Annotated in this window: 29 protein-coding genes and 5 pseudogenes; 33 read left to right on the plus strand and 1 reads right to left on the minus strand. The window is 38.8% G+C overall.

What is annotated here, in order from left to right; genetic code table 11:
- Window positions 1–7 precede the first annotated feature (7 nt).
- The 10 genes and pseudogenes from G593_RS0113615 to G593_RS21325 all read left to right on the plus strand — a co-directional run bounded on the left by G593_RS0113615 (window position 8) and on the right by G593_RS21325 (window position 5,653).
- On the plus strand, window positions 8–409 hold the full coding sequence (locus G593_RS0113615; protein ID WP_029732047.1) for a hypothetical protein: 402 nt from the start codon (window positions 8–10) through the stop codon (window positions 407–409).
- Window positions 384–599, plus strand: a pseudogene (locus tag G593_RS0113620) (response regulator); the annotation flags it as partial. The gene G593_RS0113615 and the pseudogene G593_RS0113620, both read left to right, overlap by 26 nt.
- A 165-nt stretch (window positions 600–764) precedes the next feature.
- Window positions 765–1,061: a PBECR4 domain-containing protein gene (locus G593_RS21560; RefSeq protein ID WP_242827095.1), complete on the plus strand. Its 297-nt coding sequence runs from the start codon at window positions 765–767 to the stop codon at window positions 1,059–1,061.
- Window positions 1,062–1,313: 252 nt separating this feature from the next.
- Window positions 1,314–1,955, plus strand: coding sequence for a hypothetical protein (locus G593_RS0113630; RefSeq protein WP_029732050.1), 642 nt, complete (start codon window positions 1,314–1,316; stop codon window positions 1,953–1,955).
- Entirely contained in the window at window positions 1,939–2,211 is a 273-nt protein-coding gene (locus tag G593_RS0113635) for a nucleotidyl transferase AbiEii/AbiGii toxin family protein (RefSeq protein ID WP_005341477.1), read from the plus strand. Before G593_RS0113630 ends, G593_RS0113635 begins: the two co-directional genes overlap by 17 nt.
- Before the next feature lie 70 nt (window positions 2,212–2,281).
- Window positions 2,282–2,470 carry a hypothetical protein gene (locus G593_RS0113640; RefSeq protein WP_029732052.1) on the plus strand — a complete coding sequence of 63 codons (189 nt, stop codon included), beginning with the start codon at window positions 2,282–2,284 and terminating at the stop codon, window positions 2,468–2,470.
- 432 nt (window positions 2,471–2,902) lie between these two features.
- The gene (locus G593_RS0113645) at window positions 2,903–3,352 is read left to right on the plus strand and encodes an AMP-binding enzyme (protein WP_196801977.1); all 450 of its coding nucleotides are present in this window, start codon (window positions 2,903–2,905) and stop codon (window positions 3,350–3,352) included.
- A gap of 217 nt (window positions 3,353–3,569) precedes the next feature.
- Window positions 3,570–4,937: an MATE family efflux transporter gene (locus G593_RS0113650; RefSeq protein WP_029732054.1), complete on the plus strand. Its 1,368-nt coding sequence runs from the start codon at window positions 3,570–3,572 to the stop codon at window positions 4,935–4,937.
- Window positions 4,938–4,950: 13 nt separating this feature from the next.
- Window positions 4,951–5,544 (plus strand): AAA family ATPase, encoded by a 594-nt coding sequence (locus tag G593_RS0113655; protein ID WP_029732055.1) that lies wholly within the window; start codon window positions 4,951–4,953, stop codon window positions 5,542–5,544.
- Window positions 5,507–5,653 carry a hypothetical protein gene (locus G593_RS21325; protein ID WP_155961820.1) on the plus strand — a complete coding sequence of 49 codons (147 nt, stop codon included), beginning with the start codon at window positions 5,507–5,509 and terminating at the stop codon, window positions 5,651–5,653. The genes G593_RS0113655 and G593_RS21325 overlap by 38 nt, the downstream gene beginning before the upstream one ends.
- On the opposite strand, the pseudogene G593_RS21565 reads toward G593_RS21325, so the two are convergent.
- Window positions 5,615–5,891: pseudogene (locus G593_RS21565) on the minus strand (LacI family transcriptional regulator); the annotation flags it as partial. The gene G593_RS21325 and the pseudogene G593_RS21565 overlap by 39 nt on opposite strands.
- A 15-nt stretch (window positions 5,892–5,906) precedes the next feature.
- Here G593_RS21565 and G593_RS0113665 point away from each other — a divergent pair.
- The 23 genes and pseudogenes from G593_RS0113665 to G593_RS0113775 form a co-directional block, all read left to right on the plus strand.
- A complete protein-coding gene (locus G593_RS0113665; RefSeq protein ID WP_029732057.1) occupies window positions 5,907–6,347 on the plus strand; it encodes a hypothetical protein in 441 nt (146 codons plus the stop codon).
- A 48-nt stretch (window positions 6,348–6,395) separates the two neighbouring features.
- On the plus strand, window positions 6,396–6,569 hold the full coding sequence (locus G593_RS0113670) for a hypothetical protein (protein WP_242827096.1): 174 nt from the start codon (window positions 6,396–6,398) through the stop codon (window positions 6,567–6,569).
- A 428-nt stretch (window positions 6,570–6,997) separates the two neighbouring features.
- Window positions 6,998–7,108, plus strand: a pseudogene (locus G593_RS20245) (DUF961 family protein); the annotation flags it as partial.
- A gap of 15 nt (window positions 7,109–7,123) precedes the next feature.
- Window positions 7,124–7,507 carry a YdcP family protein gene (locus G593_RS0113675; RefSeq protein WP_029732058.1) on the plus strand — a complete coding sequence of 128 codons (384 nt, stop codon included), beginning with the start codon at window positions 7,124–7,126 and terminating at the stop codon, window positions 7,505–7,507.
- A 110-nt stretch (window positions 7,508–7,617) separates the two neighbouring features.
- Window positions 7,618–7,950, plus strand: coding sequence for a PadR family transcriptional regulator (locus tag G593_RS0113680; RefSeq protein WP_007286208.1), 333 nt, complete (start codon window positions 7,618–7,620; stop codon window positions 7,948–7,950).
- A gap of 4 nt (window positions 7,951–7,954) precedes the next feature.
- Window positions 7,955–8,521 (plus strand): HAAS signaling domain-containing protein, encoded by a 567-nt coding sequence (locus tag G593_RS0113685; RefSeq protein ID WP_029732061.1) that lies wholly within the window; start codon window positions 7,955–7,957, stop codon window positions 8,519–8,521.
- A gap of 72 nt (window positions 8,522–8,593) precedes the next feature.
- Window positions 8,594–8,779, plus strand: a pseudogene (locus G593_RS0113690) (ATP-binding protein); the annotation flags it as partial.
- Between the two features lie 369 nt (window positions 8,780–9,148).
- Entirely contained in the window at window positions 9,149–9,934 is a 786-nt protein-coding gene (locus tag G593_RS0113695) for a ParA family protein (protein ID WP_029732063.1), read from the plus strand.
- Window positions 9,924–10,829, plus strand: coding sequence for a ParB/RepB/Spo0J family partition protein (locus G593_RS0113700; RefSeq protein ID WP_029732064.1), 906 nt, complete (start codon window positions 9,924–9,926; stop codon window positions 10,827–10,829). Before G593_RS0113695 ends, G593_RS0113700 begins: the two co-directional genes overlap by 11 nt.
- A 135-nt stretch (window positions 10,830–10,964) precedes the next feature.
- Window positions 10,965–11,132 (plus strand): hypothetical protein, encoded by a 168-nt coding sequence (locus tag G593_RS20540; RefSeq protein WP_196801978.1) that lies wholly within the window; start codon window positions 10,965–10,967, stop codon window positions 11,130–11,132.
- Window positions 11,122–11,433 (plus strand): DUF6050 family protein, encoded by a 312-nt coding sequence (locus tag G593_RS0113715; protein ID WP_029732065.1) that lies wholly within the window; start codon window positions 11,122–11,124, stop codon window positions 11,431–11,433. Before G593_RS20540 ends, G593_RS0113715 begins: the two co-directional genes overlap by 11 nt.
- Window positions 11,434–11,560: 127 nt before the next feature.
- The gene (locus G593_RS0113720; protein WP_029732066.1) at window positions 11,561–11,959 is read left to right on the plus strand and encodes a hypothetical protein; all 399 of its coding nucleotides are present in this window, start codon (window positions 11,561–11,563) and stop codon (window positions 11,957–11,959) included.
- Window positions 11,960–11,972: 13 nt separating this feature from the next.
- Entirely contained in the window at window positions 11,973–12,371 is a 399-nt protein-coding gene (locus G593_RS0113725; protein WP_005344165.1) for a single-stranded DNA-binding protein, read from the plus strand.
- A 13-nt stretch (window positions 12,372–12,384) separates the two neighbouring features.
- A complete protein-coding gene (locus tag G593_RS0113730) occupies window positions 12,385–12,777 on the plus strand; it encodes a hypothetical protein (RefSeq protein ID WP_029732067.1) in 393 nt (130 codons plus the stop codon).
- A complete protein-coding gene (locus tag G593_RS0113735) occupies window positions 12,770–13,651 on the plus strand; it encodes a replication initiator protein A (protein WP_029732068.1) in 882 nt (293 codons plus the stop codon). Before G593_RS0113730 ends, G593_RS0113735 begins: the two co-directional genes overlap by 8 nt.
- Window positions 13,652–13,661: 10 nt before the next feature.
- Window positions 13,662–14,480 (plus strand): replication initiator protein A, encoded by an 819-nt coding sequence (locus tag G593_RS0113740; RefSeq protein ID WP_029732069.1) that lies wholly within the window; start codon window positions 13,662–13,664, stop codon window positions 14,478–14,480.
- The gene (locus G593_RS0113745; RefSeq protein ID WP_029732070.1) at window positions 14,480–15,274 is read left to right on the plus strand and encodes an ATP-binding protein; all 795 of its coding nucleotides are present in this window, start codon (window positions 14,480–14,482) and stop codon (window positions 15,272–15,274) included. Before G593_RS0113740 ends, G593_RS0113745 begins: the two co-directional genes overlap by 1 nt.
- Before the next feature lie 80 nt (window positions 15,275–15,354).
- Window positions 15,355–15,846, plus strand: a complete 492-nt coding sequence (locus G593_RS0113750; protein WP_029732071.1) for a PcfB family protein — start codon at window positions 15,355–15,357, stop codon at window positions 15,844–15,846.
- Complete coding sequence (locus tag G593_RS20915) at window positions 15,843–17,567, plus strand: type IV secretory system conjugative DNA transfer family protein (protein ID WP_049946493.1); 1,725 nt, start codon at window positions 15,843–15,845, stop codon at window positions 17,565–17,567. The genes G593_RS0113750 and G593_RS20915 overlap by 4 nt, the downstream gene beginning before the upstream one ends.
- Before the next feature lie 105 nt (window positions 17,568–17,672).
- Window positions 17,673–18,431 (plus strand): CHC2 zinc finger domain-containing protein, encoded by a 759-nt coding sequence (locus tag G593_RS0113760; RefSeq protein WP_049946494.1) that lies wholly within the window; start codon window positions 17,673–17,675, stop codon window positions 18,429–18,431.
- On the plus strand, window positions 18,394–19,644 hold the full coding sequence (locus G593_RS0113765; RefSeq protein WP_049946495.1) for a virulence-associated E family protein: 1,251 nt from the start codon (window positions 18,394–18,396) through the stop codon (window positions 19,642–19,644). The genes G593_RS0113760 and G593_RS0113765 overlap by 38 nt, the downstream gene beginning before the upstream one ends.
- A 321-nt stretch (window positions 19,645–19,965) precedes the next feature.
- Window positions 19,966–20,148 (plus strand): transposon-encoded TnpW family protein, encoded by a 183-nt coding sequence (locus tag G593_RS0113770; RefSeq protein ID WP_029732075.1) that lies wholly within the window; start codon window positions 19,966–19,968, stop codon window positions 20,146–20,148.
- 67 nt (window positions 20,149–20,215) lie between these two features.
- Window positions 20,216–21,523: pseudogene (locus tag G593_RS0113775) on the plus strand (VirD4-like conjugal transfer protein, CD1115 family); the annotation flags it as partial.
- Window positions 21,524–21,577: the final 54 nt, after the last annotated feature.

A 21,577-nucleotide genomic window follows, 5' to 3' on the forward strand; every position in this document is an offset into this window, starting at 1 on the left:
AATCCGTGTGGGATACCTAAAGGATAATCTTCCTTTTTGTGGTGAAGAAAATGGGAAACTGACAGGAATCCTTGGAACCGTTCTGGATACGGTTCAGGAAAAATATGAGATCACGATCAAGGCAGTTCCCTGTTCCACGGGAGAAGAGATGAATGAGGCATTGCAATCTGGCGAAATAGATATTGCAGGTCCTATCCTTCAGGATTTTTATACACAGGAACAGTTTCAGGTGATTTTGGCGGATGAACTCAGAATCAGAGAAGTGTTGCTCAACATCATCAGTAATGCAGTCAAATTTACAAAAGACGGAGGTACCATTTCATTTGTTGCAGAAAACTGTCCGGGTAATGATGAGCACCATGTGATCGTACGCTATCGTATATCGGATACCGGAAATGAATGGATATGAAACGACAAAAGCTATCAGAAATCTGTCGGACCGTCCGGATGGAAAGAAAATACCTATTATTGCAATGACTGCAAATGCATTTGTAGAGGATGTACAGGCTGCTTTGAATGCCGGAATGGATGACCATGTGGCGAAGCCGGTTGATATGAGTATTTTAATATCTGTCATTACGAAAAATATGGAACGATGACTCGTTTGTTGAAAAATGTTAATTCTTAGAGCAGTGCCTTATGAGCTTTATAAGGGTTTGACATTTACCACAATCTGGCTAGAGGTTAATCCTCGAAAGAAAATGTTAGAAGGGTTCTGCTTATGCAGGGCCTTTCTTAATCTAAGGAGGTAGTGGAGAACTGTAATGAGGAATGTTTTAGATTGCATAAATGCATTTATCCCGCTATTATCGACCGAATATGAGCTTGTGCTAGGGAGAAAAGGTGTTTCAGTTACATTAAAAATCTCATTTGATAAAAAAGATTGTTTTCATCTTATGGGACTACAGTATCTCGCGGACAGACTTGAATTGAGCCGGGACAGAGGCAAAGTATTTGATGAGATATCAGATGGAACAATTACAATTGAAAAAATAGAGTCATCAGATTTTTATAATAAGATAGAACAAAGAGTTCATTTTTGCCATTGCTTGAACAAATGATTGACAGGAATCCCCATTAAGATAAAAACTCATAGGAATAGGATGCAGCAATGCAGCAATGCAGAACTGTTAAACATGGGTGGATCTTGCTCTGTATTTGTACTCCGCTATATAACGAAACGCTCAGAGGCTGTTTTACAGTGGGGGAAAAGAAAAAATATTTTATAGTGAATTGCAAGTGCATTGCTTTTAATGTATAATAACAATAAAGAAAGGACATACTTCTAATAAGTAGCAAAGTAGGGAAGAATCATGACATTGATTAATGAAGTGTATGATTATATAGTAAACAAGTATAGTACAAATGAACCGATTTTCTTGACAGAGTTGGATATTCCAGGCATGAAGCCAGTATCTGTTCGACAGCAAATAAAGAAGTTGACGGATGATGGAAGATTAAAACGATTTGATACTGGAATATATTATATTCCCCAAAAAACAATATTTCGTTCTGGCTCCACATTGTCAGTCGATGATGTTATCCGAAAAAAATATTTGCAAGATGGTGTCAATCGCTGCGGTTATGTAGGAGGAATTCTTTTTGCAAACCAACTTGGGCTGACAACACAAGTTCCGGCTTTATATGAAGTATATACAAATAAAGCCACAACAGAGTATCGGGAAACTAAGCTGGCTAATTTACGAGTTATTCTTCGAAAACCTTATTGCGAAATTGACACGGAAAATGCAGCAACGCTTCAATTCCTGGATTTGATAAAAGAGGTTGTAGATATTTCTGAAGTGGATGGAGAAGAATTGACAAATAGATTGATTGGTTATATGAAAAAGAAGAATATCAAATTTGAAAGTATGAAGCCGTTTCTGCCGTATTATCCGGAGCGAATTTATAAAAATATGTACGAGGTGGGGTTGTTAAATGGAGTATCTGCATAAACATAAAGAAGACTTTATAAACGCAGTTAATTTGGCAAGTGAATATTTTCATATTCTTCCACTTATCGTGGAAAAAGATTACTACGTGACTATGATTTTACGAGAACTGACAGAACGACAAGGTTTTGTTGTGTTTAAAGGAGGCACATCTCTTTCTAAATGTTATAAAGTAATTAAACGGTTTTCAGAAGACATTGATATTACAATTGATTCCAGACTGTCACAAGGGCAGATGAAAAAATTAAAAGAAGTATAAATTACTTCCAGTTGTTCCGCAAAATGAGGAGTTCAAAAATCTTATTAAAGATGTACGTAGTATCCAGGCAATGACAAACATTTGTCCATCAGCCCAGCCGGAAGTAAATGTACCGGAGTTACTGAGTTTTTTAATAGAGAATGAGGTATATAGAGACGATTATGAAAAGGTTACTGCTCGCATCTTAGAAGAAGATGTGAACTATGAGACAGCGATTAAGGCAGTAAAGGAGATTGCGCTGTCAGGATTGTTTGAGTAAATATTCTCCCCAAAAAAGATTTTCAGAGATTTGATCCTTCTCTTTAATTTTATCAATGTAGGAGTCGTTTTACTGAGAAAATACTATATATTCTCTATTGTAAGGGAATCGAACGTTTGATAGAATAAATGTATTAAAGTGTCTTTTATCAGGAAGGAGCTGCCAGGAAAAGCTTCCAGAATGTACAATGTATGATTTGATATACCAGGAAAATCAATCAAACTTAAGTCATACAGCGCTGAATTATTTTGGAAAAAAGATTAGTTATAAACTTTTTTTTGAAAAAGTAAATGAATTTGCAAAAGCATTTCAAGCTTGCGGAATAAAAAAGAGGATGTTGTTACGATTATGTCACTTCATACTCCGGAGACAATTTACAGTATATATGCTTTAAACCAACTTGGAGCAATTGTAAATTTGATTTATTTGACATTGAATGCAGAAGAGATATTAAAGCAAACAGAAAAAGCAATCTGGATTAAAAATGGAGAGAAGTGGATTCATACAGGTGATTTGGGATATGTAGAAAAAGATGGATTCCTATATTTTGCAGGAAGAATAAAAAGAATATACATCACCAGAGGAGCAGATGGAATTGTTTATAAATTATTTCCAGACCGAATTGAGAATGTATTGAAAAAATGTAAAGGGATAAATCAGGCAGCAGTGAATGTAGTTGAAGATGAAAAAAGAGTTCATGTTGCCAGAGCATATATAGTAGTTGATGACAGCTATGAATGTTATAGTGATCAAATTGAAAAAGTGTTACAAGAAGAATTACCAGAGTATGCAGTTCCTGAAAGAATCAATATAATTAAGAATATGCCAGTAATTGAGGGTGGGAAAATTGATTATAGAAAGCTGAAAAATTATGAAAAGTAAGAGCAAGAAAAATTTTGTTTGACTTTTTGAAAAAGAGGCAATATAATTACAAGAAACGAGTAGCAAGTAAGCGTAAATCCAGTTTACCGGCTACTCGTTTTTGTTTTGCAAAAAGTAAATATCGCCATGAAAAAGTGTGTAGCGTGTCAGCGTAAGTCCAGCTTATATGACAGGGTACGCACTTTTTTTGTGCCAAAAAGAAAGGAGTTAAAACGAAATGGCGGAAAGCAACAATATGAAGGAGATGCCGGTGAATAAGTTGATGGTCCAGATGGGAATCCCGATGATCTTATCCATGGCATTGCAGGCAGTCTATAACATAGTAGACAGTGCGTTTGTGGGAAATATGAGAGTAGGCAGTGAAGCAGCACTAAATGCTTTGACACTGGTATTTCCGGTGCAGATGCTTATGGTGGCAGTGGGGATTGGAACCGGAGTAGGAACCAATGCACTTCTTGCAAGGACACTTGGACAGGGAAATAGTAAAAAAGCTGCAAAGGTAGCAGGAAACAGTCTGTTTCTGGGAGTGATTATTTATGTGGTCTGCTTATTGTTTGGTATCTTTGGGGTGAAAGCATATATTTCATCGCAGACAGTAGATGCAGAAGTATTGGAGATGGGAGTCAGCTATCTGAGGATATGCTGCGTAATCTCTTTTGGTATTATTTTCTTTTCTTTATTTGAAAAGTTATTACAGGCAACAGGACGTTCTCTTTATTCCACGATTGGACAGGTGGTTGGCGCAGTTGTAAATATCATTCTTGATCCGATCATGATCTATGGTATTGGCTCTTGCCCGGAAATGGGAGTGAAAGGAGCGGCTTATGCAACTGTAATTGGTCAGGTAGCATCCGCAGTATTACTGCTCATTTTTCATATCAAATTCAATAAGGAATTCGAGCATGGGGCGAAATACATGAAGCCGGATGTTGGAATTATCAAGGAGATCTATACAATCGGACTTCCGGCAATCATTGCACAGGCACTGATGTCCATTATGGTTTATGTCATGAATCTGATTCTGAAATTCAATCCGTCAGCACAGACAGCTTATGGATTATTTTATAAAGTTCAGCAGTTTGTACTGTTTCTTGCTTTCGGTCTGCGAGATGCGATCACTCCGATCATTGCATTTGCTTATGGAATGAGAAGCAAAAAGAGAATTCAGGATGGAATCAAATATGGTCTGATCTATACGGTTATATTAATGATTCTGGGAATTCTAATTACAGAGATTTTTCCAGGGGGATTTGCAACGCTGTTTAATGCAGGGGCGTCCAGAGAATATTTTATCGGAGCAATGAGGATAATCTCAGTAAGCTTCTTGTTTGCCGGAATCAATATTGCTTATCAGGGCATTTATCAGGCATTGAATGGTGGCGTGGAATCACTGGTTATTTCGCTTCTGAGACAGTTTATTATTATTCTGCCGCTGGCTGGAATTTTTTCCGTGTTTGCCAGAAATGGTCAGATGACAGTTTCGCTGATCTGGTGGGCATTTCCAATTACTGAAATTATTTCATGCTTTGTAGGATATGTGTTCTTGAAGAGAATCAGTAAAAATAAAGTTGATGTTTTGAATTAAGGAGGAATCAGAGATGGAAAAAAGAATCATTACAATCAGCAGAGAATTTGGAAGTGGCGGACGTTTTATCGGAGAAGAAACAGCGAAGAAACTTGGGATTACTTATTATGATAAAAATATCATTAATGAGATTGCAGAGAAGTCTGGTTTATCTCCGGAATATGTCCAGGAAAGTGCAGAATTATCTCCGAAGAAAGGATTATTTGCATATGCATTTGCCGGACGTGATATCACAGGAAAATCCATAGAAGACATGGTGTATGAGGCGCAGAGAAAGGTTATTTTAGAACTGGCTGATAGGGAATCTTGTGTAATTATCGGAAGAAATGCAGATTATATCCTGAAGGATCGGGATGATGTATTGAACGTATTTATCCATGGGGATATGCCGGAAAAAACACAGCGTATTATGGACTTATATAATGTAGGAGAGAAGGAAGCTGTCAAAATGATGGCAGATACGGATAAAAGGCGTATGACGAATTATAATTTTTACACCGATCAGAAATGGGGAAAGGCCAGTAATTATACGTTGTGTCTGAACAGCTCGAAGCTTGGATATAACAGATGTGAGAAGATTATTATGGAGTGTAGTTGTAATCCTTGATGAGGCAACTGCTTACACAGATCCGGAAAACGAGGCGATCCTGCAGAATTCTATCGTAAAACTGGGAGCAGGGAACACGATTTTTCTGTTCATCCATCTGCCGGACTAGAAGATCCATGGTAGTTTTGGCAATCGGAGAATTGTCAAATCCAACAATCTCATAAGTTGACGGAAATGTTCCGTGTTTTTGAAAAATTAAATTTAGAAACATATTGGCATAGGTATCATTCGCAAGAAAGATACCTTTTTTTTGATTGGGATATTTTGATTCTATCTGTTTCTTTAAAAGCCCGGATTCGGTCATAAGCAGGGATGGATTTATCCACATTGACATTTATATGAATTAAATGGAAGGATTTATAATGCTTTCATCCGGGGACGAGATTGGTCAGGTAAATGATTATGATTATAAGAAAAACCCGGATATTGCTGCGGATAGCAGGTATCTGCACCGCAGTTTGTTCCGGTGGGACAATGCAGACAAGAGAAAAGAAGCAGGTACTGTACAGTATGAAATTTGGCATGGCCTGAAGCAGATGGAAGAAATGAGGCGTCAGGAGGATTGTTTTGGTGAGACTGCCAGTATTTCTACCCGGGACACAGGAAATTATGCGGTTTTTGCAATCAGAAGAACAGTAGGAAATGAAGAATTAATCTGTCTGGCTAATTTTTCAGAATATGGGCAGAATGCATGGCTGAACTGTCTGGAAGGTGAATATGAGAATTTATTTACAGGAGAAAAACTGGAAATGAATTCGGTATGGATGAATCCTTATCAGTACAGATGGTGCGTGAAAAAATAGGAATCTTATGAAAAAAGCAATGTCATTTTTGGAGACAGGATGGAGAATATGACAGGGAAAGAAGATTATACTGCGGGGGTAAACTGGATCAGAGAAAGATATCAGATTCCGCTGATTCTTGTATCTATGGGCAAAGAAGAAAGTCGTGCATACTATAACGGAATGATGGTAGAAGTAAAACCGTTCCTTCAGAAAAATACAATTATTCGATTGAAGTTTTAGAATAGAACGTTCACAAATTCTTCACAAAAAATTAGCACTCACCTCTTGTTATTACAGCGTAGCTTTTGTCTTAGTTCATAGAGTGCCGTAAAGTGCCTATTTACAGGCTTCTCACGGGTTTTATGAATTTATCACATTTCATCAAAAATCGTCAATATACAAAAAATTGGTGTCAAATAACCTTAATTTGAGATTTTGATGAGCAACACATCAGTATAAAAAATTGAATATTTTATAGATTATGGAACGCCTAAAATGACGTTCCTTTTCTATTTCCAGCCGTTCTTATTGGACGGCTATTTTATTACCCAAAATGAAAGGAGCATTAGATTTATGAAAAAGACATTGAAACGATTGTGTACGGGCTTCTTAGCTCTTGCAACTGTCGTTACTGCTTTACCGACTATACCCGTCCATGCAGAAAGTAAGTAAAACTTGTCAATTCGAAGTTATACGGCAGAGGTTACGCAATCGGGGATATGGGACATACCGATTATGTGTTAGTTGCTGATGATATTGTAGCAGTTGAAGAAAAGTAAAGGAGTGAAGAATTTATGAGATTATCAAACGGGTTTGTTATTGACAAAGAGAAAACATTTGGAGAATTAAAATTTACAGCGGTGCGTGATGTGTTCTTACAGAATGAGGACGGGACACCGAGTACCCAGATTAAAAAGCGTATTTATGATTTGAAGTGCAGTCTGCATGGTGGAATTATCCCCGTGTCTGTACCACCAGAAGTACCGTTAAGAGAATTTCCGTACAATGCAGTTGTGGAACTTGTCAATCCAGTAGCTGATACGGTATCACGAAAGACCTATACGGGTGCAGATGTGGACTGGTATGTAAAGGCAGAGGATATTGTGTTGAAGAATAAAGGCAACCAGAACGCAGGCAATCCACAGAATAATAACACGCAGGGACAACCGAAAAAATAGTAATTGATATACCTTTCAAAAAAAAGTGTTGTTCAATTAAAATATACTGTTGATATTCATTATACTGTGTAGTACGATATACATATCAAGAAAACAGTGAGGTGAACAACATGAACTTAGACAAATGGAAATCTCAAATAGTGCGAGGTACATTGGAATATTGTATTTTGCTAATGCTGGATAAAAAAGTATATTATGGGTATGAGATTTTACAAGAATTGAGCAAATATCCTATAATTACTTCTACGGAAAGTACAGTATATCCATTGTTAAGAAGATTACAAAAGGAAAACTACTTGCAATCAACTTGGCAAGAGTCCACAGAGGGCTTGCCACCTCGTAAGTATTATTCATTAACACCAGACGGAAAAAATTATCTGGACGCTATGAATACTGAATGGGAAAATTTATTAAATGCTATGTCTGATTTGAAAGGAGAATAAAATTATGAATACTACGTTTGAAAAATACTTAGATACTATTGATAAATGTTTGAAACCACTTCCAACTTCTGAACGTGTTGATATTGTAAAGGAAATAAAAGGCTCTATTTTAGAAATGGAAAGCGAAAACCTCTCAACAGAACAAATTTTAACTAGATTAGGAAAGCCAAAAGACCTTGCAAAAGCCTATCTTGGAGATTTACTTGCAAAGGAAAACAATTTTAGCTGGAACAGAGTTTTAACAGTTTGTGCTTTTTATAGCTTAGTAGGTTTTTCTGGATTGTTTGTAATACCAGTTTTAGTTATTGTTGCACCTACTTTTATTCTGTGTGGTATTGCCTCTGCTGTATTAGGGATTATAAAATTAGTAGATTATTTATTACATTTGAATATTCCTTATGTAGATTATATTGGTTTTCAATTTGGAAATACAGCTTTAAGCCCTATCCCAGTATTTATCTTATCACTAATCACGGGGATAATCTTGTTCTTATTAGGACGAGGTGCATGGAAGTTATTGATTACCTATTGCAAAGGTATTAGTAAAACTAAAAACAATTTATCAATTTAATATGTATGTGTATTTAAGCAGTTAGTCTTAGGATTGACTGCTTTTTCACACCCAGAAAGGAGTGATTGATTTATGCGTAAGATTTGGAATAAAGGACACCGTATCAGAGCAAGCGACAAGCACCTTATTTACCATTTTTCCATAGGAACGCTTCTGTTTCTGTTCGTGGCGGTTCTTTTGCTAGTCAATATCAAACAGCTCATGCATACCGATTGGGAGCATTTCAGCTTGTTAGAGAATGGTTTGACACTTTCCCCTTAGACGCATATAACAAAACCGAAGTAGAGAGAGCAAAAAAAGAGCATAGGAAAGCAGAGCTGTTACCAAAGTTTTCAGCTCATGGTCGAGTTATAATAGGGACAAGTTAGAAAACTCCAGTAAATACAAGGGGTTGCACTAATTTAGTCCTTATTTTTAACTCCCTGAAAAGGGAAAAATAAGGCAGCGCTGTCATTCCAGAATATGAATTATTACAGACCTAGACTGGAAATGGGTTTGAGTAACACAAGAGTAAAAACAACAGAATTATTGTAATTATAGGACTGAATTAGCTCGCACGGAATATAGATTCCGGTTGTCTAATTCAGTCCTCTTTTTTTGATTGACGACGATGAAAGGTGATGAAAAATGGCTAGAATTATTTCTATTGTAAACCAAAAAGGGGGAACGGGAAAATCCGCATGTACAGCTAATTTAGCAGTAGGATTAGCACAAAAGAATATGAAAGTGTTAATCGTAGATGCAGATCCACAGTCTGATGTATCCGCAGGATTTGGATATCGTGATTGTGATGACAGTAATGAAACACTTACAGCTCTTATGGATGCAGTAATGAAAGATGAAGATATTCCTTCCGACTGTTATATCAGACATCAGGCAGAGGGGATAGACATTATCTGTTCTAACATTGGACTGGCAGGTACGGAAGTACAGTTGGTAAATGCAATGAGCAGGGAATATGTATTGAAACAGATTTTATATGGTATCAAGGATCAATATGATGCAGTCATCATTGATTGTATGCCATCATTGGGAATGATTACGATCAATGCGCTGGCTGCATCAGATGAAGTCCTCATTCCAGTTGAAGCATCCTACCTGCCAATCAAAGGATTGCAGCAGTTGTTAAAAACGATCGGTAAGGTTCGTAAGCAGATCAATCCGAAGTTACAAGTCGGTGGGATTCTGTTCACGATGGTAGATGTTCATACGAATGATGCCAGAAATAATATGGAACTTCTCAGAAATGTATATGGAAATCAGATTCATATTTTTGATAATTATATTCCATTTTCTGTAAGAATGAAGGAAGCAGTCAGAGAAGGACAGAGTATTTTCTCTTATGATCCGAAAGGCAAAGCTACAGAAGCTTATCGGAGAGTGACGGAGGAGGTGCTGAAAGATGCCATCTAAAAAAAGAGCAACTCCCATTTCCTTACAGCCACTTGATGCGTTGTTTGGAACAAACGAAGAGACGACCAATGGAATTAGCGAGATAGCAATAGGAAGCCTTCATCCATTTCCGAATCACCCATTTCAAGTAAGAGATGATAAGAAAATGGAAGAATTAGCAGATAGCATTACACAATATGGCGTGTTGGTTCCTGGTATTGTGCGATTGAGAGAGTCCGGTGGTTATGAGCTTGTAGCTGGTCATCGGCGAAAACGAGCATGTGAACTTGCGGGATTAGAGAAAATGCCGGTTATCATCAAAGATCTTACGGATGATGAAGCGACGGTGATCATGGTAGATTCCAACATTCAGCGAGAAGAGCTGCTAATCAGCGAAAAGGCATTCGCTTATAAAATGAAATACGAGGCGTTAAAGCGTCAGGGGAAACGATCTGATTTAACTTCTTGCCAAGTTGGCAAGAAGTTGGCGGCGGAAGAAGTCAGTCAGAATACAGGAGATAGTTCCAGGCAGATTCTTCGATATATTCATCTGACAGAGTTGATAGCAGAGTTTTTAGAACTGGCAGACGAGAAGAAGCTTCCCTTTAATACAGCTGTTGAAGTTTCATATTTGAAAAGTGAAGAACAACAGATATTGCTTCAGTATATGAGTAATCACAATATGGTACCGTCCATGAAGCAGGCAAAGGAATTGAAGCAGATTTCAAAAGAGCAGATGTTGACGTATTCAGAGATTGACCAGATTTGCATGAATGAAAGTACTGAAAAAGTTCAGGTGCAGATTCCGGCGAAGAAATTGAAACAATATTTTCCAGAGACATATACAAAGGATCAGATGGAAGAAATTATATTTATGCTTCTGGCATCGTGGGCAGAAAGAGAGGGGAAAGAATGAGCAATGAAGATACGGCAAGTAGAATACAAGTCTATCTGAAGAAGATAGAAAAGATACGTGTTAAACGGATGAAAAGAGAGAAGTTTAAACATTTGTTGAAAACATTAGGATTATCAACAGGAAGGAAGTGAAAGTATGGCTTTAAAGATTGTACGAAGATATGATGCGAACGGAAGGGAGCTTACTGAGAAAGATCTGGAAACCTTTCGATTGGATTCTCCTGTGGTTAGAGAAATATTGGCAAATCTTAATCGGGAGGTGGCGGAAGGAATCAGAGAGAGGGAGAAAAAAGGTGACGATTGAAGACGTAATTAAAAAATCAATATTGCCACTGGCATTTATGCTATTCTGGTTCTGGATGGTATCCACCATCATGAAAGTCAGTGGACAGACAGACTTGTTCTGGTGGATATTTCTTTCCGGACTTCCATTTGGAATACATAAAATGCGGCTGATCCTGATTCCAAAAGGAATGGATATAACAGCAACACTTGGGATGGCTGCATTAAGTGTCATCATTGGAGCTTTGATTGGAAGTATCATGATTCCAGTGTATGTAATCCGTGCGGTATACGTTTTCTTACGATATATCATCGGAAAATAATTAAATATTTGATAAGAGGCAGGCTTGCGAAAATAAAATCGTAAGCTTGCCTCTTTTTTTGTACCAAAAATCAGGCAATTCAGGGGAAATCCCTTTTGCAAATATATATTTTTGGAGGATTTTTAAGATGAGAGAGCGAATTGAAAGTAAGCATGTAACAAAGGAAATCAAAAGTCAGATGCCAGTGATCCCGGTGGAAATTGTTAAAGAAAGAGGCTGTACGTTCTGCCCGTATTATCTGGGCAATTATGAGAAACAGCCACGCTGTATGATGAAAACCTGTGCCTGGGATGATGAAAATGAACGTTTCCATCCAATTCTTCGTAAACTGATCCCATTTTACAAAGAGAAGATGGAAAAAGCAGAAGAAAAATTCCTAGCAATGAAAAAGATTTACACAACGCTGTTAGGAATGTTTGCCGATGAAATGAAGCAGGAAGAGTTGGAAAAAGATGAATGTTACGGATGTGCCTATGGAAAATGTGGACCATGTATCGGTATCTGTTACAAATCAATGAAAGCATAGGAGGGTTAAGCCAATGAATACAACAGTTATTTCCGGGCGATTGGTAAGAAATCCCGGATACAACGAAGTGGAGAATGAAAAAGGACTTCATAAGATTGCCAAGTTTGTTCTTGCAGTCAGAAGAAATTATTCCGATGAAGTCAGTTTCATTCCGGTAAAGGCTTTTGCAAAGAAAGCAGAATTTGCCAGAGATTATCTGATGCAGGGAACGAAGGTCATGGTGGAAGGCGAGATTGTCACGGGTAATTATGAAGATAAAGATACCGGGAAAAAGATCTATACCACCGAAGTGTATGCAAACCGGATTGAATTTGCAGGTGCAAAAATGGTTGACAGACCACCGTTTCCAGAAGATGCGGAAGGGTTTTTAGAGATACCGGAGGGCATGGAAGAGGAAATGCCGTTTAGATAGAGGAGGATAAAAGATGGTTTCAGTAGATCAGGCGTATATGGTAGGGCATATGGAAAATGCCGATGGAAGTATCAATAACAAAAATGTAGTGCTGTCAGCAGCATGTGAAGCAGCGGAACTGTTCCAGTGCATGATGTCAGTAAATCAGAAATTGGAGGACTGGCAGAGATTTAACCACACTTTGGAGATGCATCTGAGAAGTGTGGAATGTGAGAAAATCCATGATATCTGTCAGGCAGTATATGGAATGAAACATCCGTCCAATGAACTGGAAGGACTGTATTTGGCAAGAGAGGATGAACAGATATGCCTGCTGTATTATCAGGTATTTGTGGGTATGTTGGAAATCAATATCAATTCAGCTGAAGTGCTGTACAAACAGAAGGAGGAAACAATCAATGAGTAAGATGGAGTATATGCCGGTAGATTGTCTGCAGGTGCCAAAGATGCTGTTTCAGATGGATAGATACAAGAATCTGTCAAATACAGCAAAGATTTTATACAGCTTATTTCTGGATCGCTTAAAATTTGCGGTGCAGAATGGCTGGGTAGATGGTGAAGGGGATTTGTTTGTAATCTATCCGAAAAATGAAATGAAAAAAGAGCTGAATACGACCAGATATGGCGTAGATCAGGCAGTGCAGGAACTGGTTCAGGTTGGTAATCTGGTGCGTATCATTCCAGACAATGGAAAGGCGAACCACTTTTATATCAATGATATTTATGAAAATGAGATGGAGGAAGAATCAATGATGACACAAGATACTATTATGGCAAATATGCCGCTGGCTGAAAGAGAAATTATTATGGATAAGATGGTGAAAGCATCCAGAGATATTTTGGAAACTATTGCGGATATGGGATATCTGGATGAATATGAGACACCACTGACTCCTATGGAAGAGCGTGGCTATTACGATGAAGAAGGTAATCTTGATATTGATGCCGTAGAAGCCGATGGCTATGAGTTTGGTATGGATCTGGCATTTGGCGTGTTATCTGTTTTTGATGGAAAGCCTGAACGTGTACTGGAAATTCAGAAATATGTAAATGAACAGTATGAGTGCTGTTCTAATAAGAAGTTTATGAAAGTTCTGGAAACGATCGCACGAATGAATGGAAACGAGGAGGTTTATATCGAAGATATGTATGCCTGCAATAAAGAGGCAAGGAATTATTATCTGAGTGAGTTAATGATGTGCTTCAACTTTGTGTTTAATGAGATGTGTCATGGAACAGGCAGTGCAGCAGAGAGTGATTTTAATAATGAGGAAGAATAGGAAATAAGCTATGGCAGATTTTGAATACTTCAGAGCAGAAGAATCTGACCAGTTTTCTTTTTTTCGGATACCAAAAGCTCTGTTCACAGAAAAAGAGTTTGCAAGCCTGTCCACAGACGCAAAACTCCTGTACGGAATTCTGCTTGATCGAATCAGCCTATCCAAGAAAAATGGCTGGATTGATAGTGATGGTTATGTCTATATCATTTACACGATCGCAGAATTGCAGGAACTATTGCGAATGTCGCATACGACAGTGACAAAGCTTCTTTATGAGCTTGACAGTGTGCATGGGATTGGATTGATTGAACGGTATCGGCAGGGGAATAATCGTCCTTCTGTCATATACGTGAAAAATTTTGTGAAACGGATTAGAGGAAAGCCAGTAAGATACTTTGCTTCTGGAACGCCAGAAACTGGAAATCCGGACTGCAAGGAATTGGAAATCCGGATTGCAAGAAACTGGAAGTCCGGAACGCAAAAAAATAGAAGTCCGGACTGCAAGAATCTGGATGGAAGTAATACTAAGTTAAATAAGACTGAAAAGAATCATACTGATAAGAGTGAGAGCAATACTCCCGCTTTGGAAGAAAAATTCAGTCTGTGTGGGAGATTTAAAAATGTTGTCCTGTCAGAAGCCGAACTGCAGGAGCTGATGACGTTATTTCCATGGGATTACCAGAAACGGATTGATCATCTTTCTGTTTATATGAAATCCAGTGGAAAAGAGTATCAAAACCATTTTGCAACAATCTGTCTTTGGGCAGAAAGGGATGGAGCCAGGACAGGAATGGATAAATATGAATTTCAGGAAGGAGAAAGCCTGTGATGGAAAATAAAGTAACAGCAGATTATCTGGACGAAGAGGGATGTCTTCATTGTGGCACCTGTGGAAAAAGAAAACAGATGAAAGTCAGTCTGATGGGATTTGAGCATGTAGTGTCCTGTTTGTGCGAATGCGAGGTAAAAGTCAGGCAGGAACTTGATGAGAAGATGCAGCGGGAAGAAGCACAGCGGCAGCTTTATCAGAGAAAATCCGTCGGACTTCGGGAAAGAAGATTCTGGGAATGGAAATTTGAAAATGACAATGGAAGCAACCAGAAGATACTAATTGCTAGGCAGTATGTAGAAAGTTGGACAGATATGAAGAGAAAAAATGTAGGATTGCTTTTGATGGGACCAGTTGGAACCGGGAAAAGTTTCTTTGCAGGCTGTATTGCAAATGCACTTTTGGAACAGGGAGAACGTGTCATGATGACGAATTTTTCCAGGATCTTAAATGAAATGACCAGCTATCAGGCAGATAAGAACCAGATTATACAAAATCTTGTGGATTATCCGCTGTTGATTATTGATGATCTAGGAATAGAACGAAATTCCGAGTTTGCTTTGGAGCAGGTCTATAATGTGATAGACAGCCGCTATTGTAAAATGCTTCCGCTGATCGTAACAACGAATCTGGGACTGAATGAAATGAAATCTGCAGATTTAGATACTGCCCATCAGCGTATTTACAGCAGAATACTTGAAATGTGTGTTCCCATCTATTGTGGTGGAGAAGATAAGAGAAAAGAAGAAGGGACAGAAAAACTCGTACAGGTGCAGAACCTGATTACCGGTTAATCTGTTTTTTTATTAAAGGGGGTGATTGCCATGATTACAGATATGGACAGCAGTTGAATCGCTGAAAGGAGGGAAAAGTCATGCAGGAAGAGGTAACTCAGAAAACGGTCACGTTCTGTGTTCGGGCTACTAAGATTACGGCAGACCTGTTGAAAAAGGTTCTTGTTGCGTATCTGCGTCATCAGAAGCAGAAATCAGTAGAGAAGAAAGCACAGAAAAATCAGCCGAAACAGGGAAAGGTCACGGTAAAAGAGCTGGCAAAACAGAATGCTGGGATGGTCAATATCGAGATCACGGACAAAAATATCAAGTCCTTTGAACGGTATGCCAGAAAATACGGGATCAATTATGCTCTGAAAAAAGACAAGAGCAAAGATCCTCCGGTTTATCTGGTATTTTTCAAGGGACGTGATCAGGATGCCCTAAATGCTGCTTTCCGTGAGTTTTCCCAGAAACAGATTCAAAAAGCGAATAAGCCTTCCATTCATAAGCGTCTTGCAGCTTACCGGGCAATGATGCCAAAGAAGACGAAGGACAAAGTAAAGAACCGGCATCAGGAGCAGAGTCGATGAAAAAGAAAAGCGGCAAAACTCTGATGCAGAAGTGGAAGAATAAAATCGGGGGTAAGCTGTCCGCCCTGGATAAAAAGAAACTGGTTCTTACAAATATCCCTTATGCTCTGGCTGCTTTCTATGCAGACCGGGCATTTTTTCTTTACCGGAACAGTCCGGGAGAAGATATGGGGAACAAACTTTTATATGCAATGGAACACGCAGACCGGATTTTTGCTGGTTTTGTGTTAAGCAATAACTGGAAAGATCTGCTAGCAGGTATTGTTGTTGCAGTCGTTCTGAAAGTGTTGGTCTGGCAGAAACAGGCAGACGCAAAGAAATTACGGAAAGGCATCGAGTATGGTTCAGCCAGATGGGGAACCGCGGAGGATATCAAGCCTTATATGTCGGAAGATCCATGGATGAACATTCCATTGACAGCAACAGAAGCACTGACCATGGAGAGCAGACCGAAGCAGCCGAAGTATGCAAGAAATAAAAATATAGTGGTCATCGGCGGCAGTGGTTCCGGTAAGACTCGTTTTTTCGTAAAACCATCGGTCATGCAGATGAAGCGACATGAGAAAGCTCGACACCCAGACAGATGCAAAGGTGTGGAAGAGATTTTGAAAAATAAAAAGACCTGCCCTGAAGAAAGTATCTATCAGCTGGGGACGATAGATGAACATGCTTCTGTAGAGACACTGATCAGGGTTTTTGATGAATTTAAAAAAGAATTTGATGAGCGGTTTGGCTCTAATGTTCATATCATTGACTGGTCACTGCATATGGACGAATCAACTCCTCATATCCATGAGCGTCATGTATTTGATGCTACAAACCGATATGGAGAGATTGAGCCAAAACAGGAAGCAGCACTGGAAGAACTTGGCTTTGAACTTCCAAATCCAGAAAAGAAGAGGTCAAAGACAAATAACCGTAAGGTCGTTTTTGATTCTGCCTGCCGGGCGATGTTTCTGGATATCTGTAAACGGCATGGATTGGAACTTGATGAAGAACCAGCTTATGGTGGACGACAGTGTCTGGAGAAACAGGATTATATCCGTATGAAGCAGAAAAAAGAGATTGCAGACCGACAGGAAACAATCCTTATGCAGATAGATAAGGTAAATGAAAATCGTCTGGAACTTGCAAAACAATCAAGTCGTGTAAATGCAAACGAAGAAATTATCCAGTCACAGGAAGAAAAAATAAAACAGCAGGACAAAGAATTTGCAAATAATTCTGATCGGATATTTAAACAAGGTGATCTGATTGAAGAACAGAAACAGGAGTTGCAACAGCTTACAGTTCGTATTGAAGATGTAGAAACTTTGCTTGATGAAGTCTCCAGTGAAGCATATGACAAGGCAGTGGAGAAAGTAGCAAAAGAAGCAATGCTGGCTACCAGAAGAGATGATATCCGTCTGGTGGAAGATTCAAAAAAGTGGATTCAAGATCCGAAGCATAAAGCTTCCCGAAGAGAAAAGGAATACGCAATAAAAAGATTGGATGGTTTGATACAGAAAATTGAAACTGCGATGGAGAAGATAGTCATAAGGATTACCAGCCAGTTGAAACAGCCGGAAAAGAAAAAAGCGGTTGTGGAGGAAATCAAAAAAGAAGTGAAGCCATCTATCAGAGAAAAACTTGCACTGAATGTAGCAAAGATTCAAAGAGAAGAGGCGGAGAGAAAACAACTGAAAAGAGGAAAATCACATTCCAGTGATTTAGAGATGTAGGGCATTTTGTTGATTCCGTAAGGATAGGATAGAGTGCTTTTTTGTTTTTATTGAAAACTTGCTTCCCAGATTTTGGAAGCAGATTTGAGAAAGTGAGGAAATGAATTGGGATTATTTGATGAAGTGAAACAGAATGTAACCGTCCGGCAGGCTGCGGAGATGTATGGATTGAAGCCAAACAGGAGTGGGCTGATTCGCTGTATTTTTCATAATGATAAATCGCCCAGTATGAAAGTAGACCGAAGATATTACTGCTTCGGCTGTGGCTGCACAGGAGATGCGATTGATTTTACAGCACAGTTATTTGGACTGGGATTAAGAGATGCGGCAATGAAACTGGCAGATGATTTTGGAATTAACTACTCTGCCAGAGGAAGAGATTCCTTGCCAAGCAGAAGAAACATTTTGGTGAGAAAGCCAGAACCGACACCAGAAGAACAATGGGAAAAAGAATATATGAGATGCCTGAAAGCTTATCTGGATTATCGGATTATGTTGCTGGAATGGAAAGAAAAGTACAGACCCAAAACAAGAACAGAAGAATGGAACGATAGATTTACAACTGCCCTGAGAGAACTTGTGATTGTTAATTATTATCTGGATACCTTGCTGTTTGGAGAGCCTGCGGACAAAGAAACAATAGTGAGAGAAAAGCGAGAGGAGATAGAGAATATTGAGCGAAAATGTAAAAGATATTTCAATGAAAGAGGAAAAAGATTTGATAAAGAAAATGATTCTTATGGTGAATCCGGGGGACTGTCGGGAAATCAGAGAAACCCTGAATATGACGGAAAAAGGGACAGTCAAAAATTCAATGGAGAATTATGTGACCGTATTAAGAAAAGATCCGCTGTTAGTAGGTAGTCTTCGATATAACCGATTGACAGAGAAAATTGACGTAACAAAAGTTCTCTGGTGGAATAAAGAACCATGTGTATTAACGAACAAAGGAAGAAAAGCACTTCGGTATTTCTTTGAAAAATATTATGGTCTGTTCAATGAAAGTGTTATGGACGATGCATTGGATCTGGAAGCATACAGTAAAGAATACCACCCCATTTGTGAATATTTAGAAACTCTTGAATGGGACGGGAAAGAAAGAATCCGTAATGTATTGAAAGTGTATATGGGTGCGGACGATTCGGATATGGTTTATGAAATGCTGAAACATTTTATGATGGGAGCCTTAAACCGTATCTACTGTCCAGGGTGTAAATTTGATGAAATGTTATGTCTGGTAGGACAGCAGGGGGCGGGAAAATCCACTTTTTTCCGCTTTCTGGCACTGGACGATCAGTGGTTTTCAGACAGCTTGAAAAACCTGAATATGGAAAAACCTTATGAATTACTTCGGGGACACTGGATTTTGGAGATGTCGGAGATGACAGCTGCAATCAGTGCAAAGAGTATCGAAGAAACAAAATCTTTCTTATCAAGAATGAAGGAAACCCACAGAAATCCTTATGAAAAATATGAGGAAGACAGACCAAGGCAATGTGTGTTTGCTGGATCATCAAATAACCGGCAGTTCATTCCGTTTGATCGTACTGGGGCAAGAAGATTTCTGCCGATTGAAATTGATAGCAGCAAAGCAGAGAAGCACATTCTTGATGATGAGCCAGAAGCCAGAGAGTATTTTGACCAGCTGTGGGCAGAAGCAATGGTATTGCTTAATGCAGCTGAAAATAAATCGGAATTACTGCGGTTTGACAGTGAGATGGAATTTAATATCAATGAATATCGGAAACAGTTCATGCAGGAAGATACAATGGCAGGAATGATTCAAGGGTGGCTTGACAGCTATGACGAAAATTATGTCTGCTCTATTCAGCTTTGGAAAAATGCCTTTAACCATTATGACGGAGAGCCGAAGAAATTTGAGACAAATGAAATCTGTCAGATCATGGATACTCAGATTATCGGGTGGAAGAGAGGCGGATATCATCGCTTTACAAAGGAAGGATATGGGAAGCAGAGATGCTGGATTCGGGGAGATACAGATGGTGGCAACAACGAAGGAGGAGAGGGATTTATTGACCTTTCCGAAGCCGAACAGATGGCACTTCCTTTTAACTAGCCCGACAGAGAAAGAGGACAGTTTTTGAAGCCGGAAGGCTGATTTTTACCCGGTTGGTTATCGGTTGTTGCCACTATTGTATCCGCCGAAAACTACTGATTTTAAAGGCTTTACAGCTATTTTTACTAGGTGGCAACAAGATATTTCAAAAAAGAAAATAGTAGTGTTATAAATTGGAAAAATGAGTGGTGAAAAACACTTGAAAGAAAGTTTCAACCATGTTGTTGCCAGTTGCAAATTACAGCTTTAAATGAATACGTCCGGCAGAGACAAAACAATCATTCTCTCTGTCGGGCAATTCAGCGAAAGGAGAAAAATTTTATGGAAGACAGAAATATAGTTCAGACTACAGAAGAAAAAAATCCAGACTATGAAAAGAAAATCGGGAACACCTGCTATCAGGTTAATTACTATTTTAATCAAAACTCTAGCATGACCATGCAGGAAAAAGTAATGAAAATTATGAAGGCAGAGTTAGATATGGAAGTCCGCAACCCAGCGTAAATACTGGGTTCGCAGTCATTTTGAAAAAAATAAGCATTTATTCAAATTCCTACTTGACGAAATGGTGCCCAAAGGCACTTTGATTGAAGAGTGCGGGAAGATGTTAGCAAAGGGACCACCTAAGAAAGATAAGAATGGAAATATCATGAAAGATAAATCTGGAAAAGTGGTACATGAGCCATATGTGATTAAGGTTCTGAATACCATCAATTTTTCCAAGTCCCTTCATTACAATCCATTTGCTTATATACGGTCTGAAAAGGATATTCTGAAGCTGGTAACGACAATCATTGTTAATACCAAAGGTGAAGGGGAAAAAGCTTCCGAAGATTTTTGGGTGAAAGCAGAGAAATTGCTCTACACAGCACTGATTGCTTTTATCTGGTATGAAGGTGATGAAGAGGAAAAGAATCTGAATACCCTTCTGGATCTTTTGAATGAAAGCGAAACCCGTGAAGAGGATGAAACTTACCAGAATCCAGTGGATATGATGTTCCAGGAACTGGAAGAAAGAGATCCGCAGCACTTTGCGGTCAGACAGTATAAAAAATACAAAATGGCCGCCGGCAAAACTGCAAAATCGATTTTGATTTCCTGTGGAGCCAGACTTGCCCCATTTGACATCGCAGAGCTTCGTGAGATCATGTCTTATGATGAAATGGAACTGGATAAGATCGGTGACAGGAAAACGGCCTTGTTTCTGATTATGTCCGATACAGATACAACATTCAACTTTGTGATTGCGATGCTGCAGTCACAGCTTTTCAATCTGCTTTGTGATAAGGCAGACGATGTATATGGAGGAAGACTTCCGGTACATGTGCGTGTCATCGCTGATGAGTTTGCCAACATCGGGCAAATTCCTCAGTTTGACAAGCTGATTGCAACTATCCGAAGCAGGGAAATCTCTGCTTCTATTATTTTGCAGTCACAGAGTCAGCTAAAGGCAATGTATAAGGATAGTGCAGATACCATTCTGGGTAACTGTGATACTACACTATTTCTTGGTGGAAAAGAGAAAACTACCTTAAAGGAAATGAGTGAACTTCTGGGTAAGGAAACCATTGATCTGTATAACACTTCGGAAACGAGGAGCAATCAGAAGTCCTTTGGATTGAATTACCAGAAAACAGGCAAACAGCTGATGACAGAAGATGAGATTGCAGTCATGGATGGAGGAAAATGTATCCTGCAGATTCGTGGTGCCAGACCATTTTTCTCAGACAAATATGATATCACGAAACACAAGAATTATCGATTTCTTGCAGATGAAAATGAGAAAAACCGATACAAAGTAGAAAAAGAGTTAAATCCGCAGTACACACCGAAACCCGAAGAAGAGGTGGAGGTAATTCAGGTGGAGCTGTCGGAGTAACCATGGGAATGAACGAAAAATAATGAGGAAAGGAATAACTGACATTAGGTGCGC

The organism is Dorea sp. AGR2135 (assembly GCF_000420885.1).
GTDB lineage: Bacteria > Bacillota > Clostridia > Lachnospirales > Lachnospiraceae > Dorea > Dorea formicigenerans.